Source organism: Actinomadura barringtoniae, assembly GCF_017573505.1.
GTDB classification, from domain to species: Bacteria; Actinomycetota; Actinomycetes; order Streptosporangiales; family Streptosporangiaceae; genus Spirillospora; species Spirillospora barringtoniae.
On the sequence record NZ_JAGEOJ010000040.1, the window covers coordinates 54,642 to 62,437 of the forward strand.

Consider the following 7,796-nt stretch of genomic DNA (forward strand, 5'->3'; position numbering starts at 1 on the left):
GCGGCTGTGTGGAAGATCTCCCAGGGGCATGTCATCGGGGGGATTCATGTCGGGGGACAATTCGTACGAGCCTGTTTATTCTGACCGGGAACTCGGAATGGACAGGAGGATCAGCCGTCGGGATTTTCTGGACGGAATGGCGGTCGCGGCGGGGGCGCTCGTCGCGGGCGGGGCGCTGTCGGGATGCGCGGCGGGGAAATACGGCGGCATTCACAACGAGGTCGTCAACCCGCCTGACGGGTGGAAGTACGCGGGGACCGGCGACCCCGCTTATCCGCCCGCGATGCAGGGGCTGCGCGGCAGTACGAACCCGGCGATGCAGATTCCGCACAAGCTGCGCGACGGGGTGTTCTGGTCGGGGGACCAGAAGATCAACGCGTCGGGGGAGCACTACGACCTGGTCGTGGTCGGTGCCGGGATCAGCGGGCTGAGCTCGGCGTACTTCTTCCACCAGCAGAACCCGAACGCCAAGATCCTCGTTCTGGACAACCACGACGACTTCGGCGGGCACGCGCGCCGCAACGAGTTCCACCCCGACGGCAAGCTCCTCATCGGGTACGGCGGGTCCCAGTCGATCGAGGACCCGACGGTGTGGAGCCCGAACGCCAAGAAGCTCCTCGCCGACCTCGGCATCGAGGTGAAGAAGTTCGACAAGTATTACGACCAGGACTTCAACAAGCGCTGGAAGCTGAACGACTCGGTCTTCATGACCCGGGACATGTTCCCCAACGATTACCTCGCGGTCATGAAGGACGACACCCTGACCGCGGAGTCGCTCAAGAGCTCGGGGATGTCGCCCGCGGCTCAGGCGGCGTATCTGCAATTGCAGGACAAGCCCGGGGATTACATGCCGGGTCTGAGTGACGCCGAGAAGAAGCTGAAGCTGGTCGACCTGACCTATCGGAACTATCTGCGCGACTACGCGAAGATGCCCGAGGAGGTCCTCAACTTCATGCAGACCTTCACGAGCGACGAGTGGGGCTTCGGCATCGACGCGTTCGGCGCCATCGACTCGTGGGCGTCGGAGTATCCGGGGTTCGAGGGACTCAAGCTCGACAACTCCAAGCCCTACAAGTACTGCGGCCCGACGATCCAGATCCAGTGGGACGCCGACGATCCGTACATCTACCACTTCCCGGACGGCAACAACGGGATCTGCAAGCTCATCATCGGGCAGTTGATCCCCGGGACCGGCGCGCCCCGCACCATGGACGAGGAGCCGCTCGCCAAGATCGACTACTCGAAGCTGGACGTGGCGGGCAACGCGGTGCGGCTGCGGCTGAACTCGCCGTGCGTGCGGGTGCAGCACGAGGGCGGCAACATTGGCTCCAAGACCGTGAACGTCGACTTCTACCGCAACGGCAAGGTGTACCGCTGCACGGCGGGCAACGTCGTGATGGCCTGCTACAACACGATGGTCCCGTACCTCATGCAGGACCTGCCGCAGCAGCAGAAGGAAGGGCTCTTCTACGGCACCAAGCTGCCGATCATCTACGCGATGGTGCAGCTGCGGAACTGGCGAGCCTGGGAGCAGCTGAAGATCTACCACACGCGCTTCACCAGCGGCGACTGGTGCGTGGCCGAGCTGGACTACCCGGTCAGCATGGGCGGGTACGAGTTCTCCAAGGACCCCGACCAGCCGATCCTCGTCCACATGATCCGCATGGCCACGGCGCCCGGTTACGAGAACCCGCGCGGCGGTATCGGCCCGGGTCGCCGCGAACTGTTCGCCCGGCCGTTCGAGCGGTACGAGCGCACTCTGCGCGACCAGCTCGCCCGGCTGCTGGGGGCGGGCGGCTTCGACCCGGCCAAGGACATTCAAGGGATCACGGTCAACCGCTGGGGGCACGGCTACGCGCTGGAGTACGGCCGCCCGTGGGCGACGTTCTGGCCGGACGGCCCGCTGCCGTCGGTCATCGGCCGCCAGCCGTACGGGCGTGTCACGATCGCCAACTCCGACTCGCAGAACCGCGCGTACGCCGACGCCGCCATCGACGCCGCCTGGCGCGCCGTTCAGGAGCTGGAGGGCAAGCCGTCCGCCGAGCAGCAGGCCGTCCCCGTGCCTTGATCCGTCCCCGTGCCTTGATTGGTCCTTGTGCGTTGATTCTTCGGTGTTGAATAACGTCCATGACGCAACGAAACCCCGGTCGTCTGATGTCCGAGCACGCCGGGATCGTCGAGGCACCGCTGGACGAGGTACGCGAGGTCCTGCTGGCCGTACCGACCGGCAAGCTGCACGGCGCGGAGATTCCGCTGGTCATCGGCAGACAGGACGATCGGGAGGTCGTCATCACCGGCGGCCCCGCCACCTTCACCGCCCAGATCTCCGGTGTGACGCTCACCATCGACGTCGACCGGGAGGCCGGCTGGGTGCAGGCGCGGGGCCAATGGTGGTGGTGCGGGCGCTTCCAGGTGGAAGAGCACCCCGAGGGGGCTCTGATCAGGCAGCAGACGTTCAACCTGGCCACCGGCCTGACATCCAGGCTCGTGCCGTTCACCGTCGGCCGCAGCCACCGCGACAACGGCCGCTCGGTGTTCACGCACGTCCTGGAACGCCTCACCGAGCTCCGGGGCTGGAAGACCAGACCGTTGAACGACTGAAAGGCGCCCGGCCGCGGACCGGGCGCCTTCCTCTCGATGCCTTGCTACGGCTTGGGCAGGGTGCAGCTCGACTGGGTCAGGTCGACGTCACTGCCGGCGATCAGGCAGTTGGCCAGGATGTAGGTCTCCTGGGCGTAGTTGGTGCCCTGGTGCACGGTCACCTGGCCGTTCTCGTCCACCTCGCACGGGTTGTTCAGCGTGCACTGCTGGCCGTCCTCGTTGCCGGTGTTGTTGACGGCGACGACCTGGCCGGTGGAGTCGTTGATGACCGGCGAGCCCGAGGTGCCGCCGATCGTGTCGCAGGTCGAGGTGTAGCGGACCGAGTCCTTCCAGGTCCAGTTGCTCTCCTTGAGCCGGTACACGAACCCGTCGATCTTGCACGAGTAGATCTTGCGCCAGTAGCCGGAGACCACGCTGATCTGCGTTCCGGCGGTCGGGTGGCCGGGCGCCAGGCGCAGCGCGTCCGTCCCGTACCGGCTCTTGATCGACGCATACGAGGTGTTGAGCTTGTACAGCGTCACGTCGGTGTCGGTCATCGTGCTGTACTCGATCTGCGTCGCCCGCAGGGTGCCGAGGCTGCCCTGGCCGGACGGGTTCAGGAGCGTGAACGTACGGCGCGACGAACGGTTCGTGATGACCTGCCCGGGACCGGGCATGCCGAGTTCGCTGCAGTGCCCGTTCGTCAAGACCATCGCCGGGTCGCTGTCGACGGACTTGGGCCCGCGTACGACCGACCCGGAGCAGTTGCTGAGCGCGACGATGGCGTGGAAGTCGGTGGCCTTCACCTTGGCGGGGGCGGCAGGGGCGGGGGATGCGGAGCCGATGACCAGCACGCCACCGGTAAGGGCGGCGGCCATCAGGCCGATGAGACGTCGGGTCATGTGAGAGGTCCTCTCGAGGCGGGGGGTTCACCGGCCCGTGAAGGCCGGTGTCCACGGGGGACACGACATCGACGACAACCGGTCAGGATCGACGTCAGCCGCGATGCTAGATCAGCTTCCGCACCCCGAAAAGGCCCGCCGCCCGACTTAAGGGAAAACCCCATCCTCGCTATGGAGGACCTCTGACTGCCACAGTTCCCGGGGTTGAACGTGCAGCCTCCAGTAATGCTCGGCGATGTCGTCCGGGTCGAAGAACGTGCCCGGCTCCACGGCACCGTCCACCGTCACGCTCGCCACGTGCACCGAGTCCCCGTACGTCTGGTCGAGCAGCCTCACCAGCGTCCGGACCCCCGCCTTGCCCAGCGAAAGGCTCACGTAGTCAGCCTTAGGCTCCGGCATCCCGCCGGTAATGATGAACGACCCACTCCCGCGCCGCGCCATCTCCGGCAGCACATGCCCCGCCGCCGTGATGGCCCCCACCACGTTCACGGCCCAGGCGTCCAGATGCCCCTGCGCGTCCAGCCCTCCGACCGCATCGGGCCGAACGACCGCCGCGTTGTAGACCACCACATCCGGCGTCCCGAACTTCTCAGCGGCCGCGTCCAGCGCACCCCGCAAAGCCGCCTCGTCCCGTACATCCGCCTTCAACGCGAGCGCACCTTCGCCCCCGCCCGTACGAGAGATGCCCGCAACAGGCATCCCCTCCCGCGCAAACCGCCGCGCAACCGCCTCCCCGATCCCCGGCCCCACACCAATGACCACAACTCCAGCCACAACCCACTCCTCCCAGCCGATCGCCAACGGGAGTGACGCTAAAGTCTCACACCAGTGTGAACGTCAACCCTCTTGTAGACGCCGGACTATCGCGCGCTGGAGGAGTGGGTGGGCGGGGGTTGATTAGCGGGTGGTGGCTGCTACTACGTGGACGAGGTTGCGGGTTTGGGCGACGATGCTCGTTCGCCAGGCGTTGAAGGTGGAGTCGCTGACGGCGAAGGGCGTGTCGAAGTGCTGCATGTCGGGGGTGTGGATGTGGCCGGCGGGGATGCGGCGGCCTAGGCGGTCGCGCAGCAGGGTGTTGCGGTAGGCGCTCTCGTTGGAGAGGTAGTTGCCGCCGCCTCCGCTGTAGGAGCAGGAGCCCGAGTCCGGGGGAACGGGCGGGGTGGGCGGCGGGTAGTCGGTCGGCACGGGGGAGTTGCGGACTACCTGGGTGGTGCTGGTGCAGTCGGGGAACTCGGTGTAGTTCGTGTGCCAGATGACGCCGAAGGCGACCGATTGGTCGGGCCATTCGTCACCGGGTGGGCGGGGGACCGTGCTGCCGGTGTTGGCCTCGATCATCTGCTTGATGGGCAGGGTGGTCGTCGTCCACTGCGGCGGGTTGTTCAGGTTGAACGTGGAGGGGCCGCCCCAGCGGGGGACCACCTGGGTGTTGCAGCCGTGGTTGTCCACCGCCAGTTGGGGCTTGCCGTTCAGGGTGGGGCAGGGCTGGGACTTGTCGTTGCCCGGGGAGACGCCGTGGTAGCGGCCGTTCCACTGCTCCAGCCAGAACTGCGAGTCGACGGCCTGGCTGATCGTGACCGAGGCGTCCAGGGTGCGCATCGCCGGGCCGACGGTGTCCTCCAGGTAGCCGGCGGCGAACTCGGTGTAGTTCACCGGCAGGAGGTAGCCGTGGATGACGGCGATGCGGCCGTCGGGGCGGCGGTAGCGGGTGCCGTCGAGGGCCAGGGCGGTCGCGCCGGACGGGTTGCCGTGGCGGATGTTGTTGCCGACCGTGCCGGGGGCCGTGCCGGTCGTGCCGCCGTCGAGGGTGTACGGGTCGAAGCCGCTCACCAGGACGCGTTTGGCGCCGGAGGGGTAGCGGACGGAGGTCATGCCTCGGGACGCCCGGTCGAAGGCGGTGACCAGGGCTTCGCGCTGGGCGTCGGTGAGCGTGAAGCGGGGCGTCCACTGGCGGAGGGCTGCCCTTGCCTTGAGGCGCGTCCAGTAGAGGGGGCGGTCGTCGCCGGCGGGGAGGGAGCCGGTGACGCGCCGGCCTTGGGCTCGGTCCACCGCCTGGCGCCACAGGCGCACGCCCTCGCGTTCGACCAGGGTGCGGGCGGTGTGCAGGCCGTTGATTCGGCAGAGCGCTCGGCTGAAGGCGGGGGTGAACGAGCTGAAGCCGCCGCCGTCGATCATCTGGGCGGAGAACGGGCGGGACTGGGGGAGGGTCGGATCAGCGTCCTGGGGGAGCGTGTTGCCCAGGCGTTGCTCCTCGACCGAGAGCGTGGCCGGGGGGTTCGAGCAGGTGCCCGGCGCCGCCAGGGCCGGAGCGGCCGGGGCCAGGAGGCTCGCCAGGAGGGCGGCGGCGCCGATCGTCGCGGTCCGTTTCGTTCGCACTACTTGATCTCTGCGCACGGTCGCATTGTTGAGCGATTCCCCGATCTTGCGGAGCCCATCCCGTGGCCGGATCCGGCCATGGGATGGCGCCCGTCTCAGTGATTGTGGGTGAAGCCGTACAGGAGGGCCTTGACCATGGGGGCGGGGTCCGGTTGCGGCACGTCGATGAGGCCTCGGTAGACCACCAGGCCGACCACCATGTCCGACAGGAGCCAGAGGTCGGCGTCGGCGGGTAGCTCGCCCCTGGCGATGGCGCGGTCATAGATGGCCCAGTCGCGTTCCCTCTTGTCGCGCATGGCGGTACGGATGACCTCGGCCACGCCCGGGTCCCGGCCTGCTTCGCCGAAGATTTCGCGGGTCGTCTTGGCGAACTCGGGGACCTGCCAGCCCGCGAGGGTCTGGGTCACGATCACCATGAGGTCGCCTTCGAGAGAGCCCGTATCGGGGGTCTCCGGGACTTGTGCGTCCAGGGCGAGGGTGAGGGCGTCCAGGAGCATGTCGCGCTTGGTGGCGTAGCGGCGGAAGACGCTGGCCCTGCCCACCCCTGCGGCCGATGCCACCTCGTCCATGGTGAACGAGGGGCCCTTGGTGGCCAGGAGGGTCACCGCCGCCTCCTTGATGCGGGCGTCGACGGTCGGATCGGGCTTGCGTCCGCGGGCGCTCATTGTGATACTCCAGGTATCAGATACTTAGGATCTCAGAAAAGGTGCTGACCATGAGGGTACTCATCGTGGGTGGCGGTGTCGCGGGACTGGCCGCGGCGCGCGGGCTGACTGCGGCGGGACACGACGTCCAGGTGTACGAGGCGGCGCCGGAGCTGCGCACCGAGGGCGGCTCGGTGACGATCTGGCCCGGGGCGATCGGCGTTCTGCGCGAGTTCGAGGTCGACATGGACGGCGCGGGGCGGCGGCTGGAGACGATGGAGAACCTGTCGCCGGGCGGGCGCCTGCGCGGCAAGATCGACCTTTCGGTGGCCGAGCGCGAGTTCGGTGGCCTGTACGCCGTTCACATCGCCAGGCGCGAACTCGTCGGGCGGCTGGCCGATGGCGTGCGCGTCGACTACGGACGCCGGATCGCCGGGGTCGACCCCGAGCGTGCGGAGATCACGTTCGCGGACGGGACGAGCGTGCGGGGCGACGTGCTGATCGGTGCCGACGGCCGCAACTCGGTCGTACGGGAGGCCCTGGGCGGGCGTCCGACCAGGCTCAACGGATGGGTCACCTGGCAGGCGTTCACGACGCTGCCGACCGAGTACACCGACGACGGCCGTTCCATGATGGTCTCCGACGGGCGGTCGCTCGCCAGCCTGGCGCCGCTCGGGAACGGCAGGATGCTGTGGTGGTTCGACCTGCGCGCCAAGCCGGGCGGTGACTTCTGGGCGGAGGCGCCAGGGTTCATGGAACGGATGCGCAAGCGGTTCGGACGCCTGCCGGAGCCGTTCCCGACCCTCCTGGAGCAGGCCGAGAGCATGGACTTCTACCCGCACCACCGGCACCGCGTGCCGTCGACCTGGGGGAAGGGGCCGACGACCCTCATCGGGGACGCCGCCCACACGATGTCACCCGCGATGGCGATGGGCAGCGGGCAGGCGCTGGAGGACGCCTGGGTGCTGAGCCGGATGGCCGACGACCTGCGCGGCTACGAGCGTGCCAGGGCGAAGAATGTGCGCAAGGTCGCCAGGATGGCCAACCTCGAACTGCCCAGCAGGCAGGGACGGTTGGGCGGCCTCGCCTCCGACGCCCGCGCGACCAGGTCGTTCGCCTCGTTGCTGCGTTCGGCCAGCGGCTACCTCCAGGAGGAGGGCACGAACCGGAACCGCCCGGCAGCCACGGCGGCCGTCATCCGTTGATGACCTCGCGTGGGCCGGGGCAGCGAGGGTCGGGGCCCGTGTGGGCCTGGGCCGTGTGGGCTGGGGCCGTGTGGGCTGGGGGCTGTGAGGGC

The 7,796-nt window shown here is 68.3% G+C and carries 7 protein-coding genes; 3 read left to right on the forward strand and 4 right to left on the reverse strand.

What is annotated here, in order from left to right:
* Positions 1-97: 97 nt before the first annotated feature.
* The gene (locus J4573_RS52075; protein ID WP_243774990.1) at positions 98-2,068 is read left to right on the forward strand and encodes an NAD(P)/FAD-dependent oxidoreductase; all 1,971 of its coding nucleotides are present in this window, start codon (positions 98-100) and stop codon (positions 2,066-2,068) included.
* A gap of 59 nt (positions 2,069-2,127) precedes the next feature.
* Positions 2,128-2,601 carry a hypothetical protein gene (locus J4573_RS52080; RefSeq protein WP_208263911.1) on the forward strand — a complete coding sequence of 158 codons (474 nt, stop codon included), beginning with the start codon at positions 2,128-2,130 and terminating at the stop codon, positions 2,599-2,601.
* A 44-nt stretch (positions 2,602-2,645) separates the two neighbouring features.
* Here the strand turns inward: J4573_RS52080 and J4573_RS52085 are convergent, their stop codons facing one another.
* The 4 genes from J4573_RS52085 to J4573_RS52100 all read right to left on the reverse strand — a co-directional run bounded on the left by J4573_RS52085 (position 2,646) and on the right by J4573_RS52100 (position 6,520).
* Positions 2,646-3,482, reverse strand: a complete 837-nt coding sequence (locus tag J4573_RS52085) for a S1 family peptidase (RefSeq protein ID WP_208263912.1) — start codon at positions 3,480-3,482, stop codon at positions 2,646-2,648.
* A 147-nt stretch (positions 3,483-3,629) separates the two neighbouring features.
* On the reverse strand, positions 3,630-4,283 hold the full coding sequence (locus J4573_RS52090; protein WP_243774991.1) for an SDR family NAD(P)-dependent oxidoreductase: 654 nt from the start codon (positions 4,281-4,283) through the stop codon (positions 3,630-3,632).
* 96 nt (positions 4,284-4,379) lie between these two features.
* Positions 4,380-5,855: a PA0049 C-terminal domain-containing protein gene (locus J4573_RS52095; RefSeq protein ID WP_208263913.1), complete on the reverse strand. Its 1,476-nt coding sequence runs from the start codon at positions 5,853-5,855 to the stop codon at positions 4,380-4,382.
* Between the two features lie 95 nt (positions 5,856-5,950).
* On the reverse strand, positions 5,951-6,520 hold the full coding sequence (locus J4573_RS52100) for a TetR/AcrR family transcriptional regulator (RefSeq protein ID WP_208263914.1): 570 nt from the start codon (positions 6,518-6,520) through the stop codon (positions 5,951-5,953).
* A gap of 50 nt (positions 6,521-6,570) precedes the next feature.
* Here J4573_RS52100 and J4573_RS52105 point away from each other — a divergent pair, with 50 nt between their 5' ends.
* Positions 6,571-7,704, forward strand: a complete 1,134-nt coding sequence (locus tag J4573_RS52105; RefSeq protein WP_208263915.1) for an FAD-dependent oxidoreductase — start codon at positions 6,571-6,573, stop codon at positions 7,702-7,704.
* Positions 7,705-7,796: the final 92 nt, after the last annotated feature.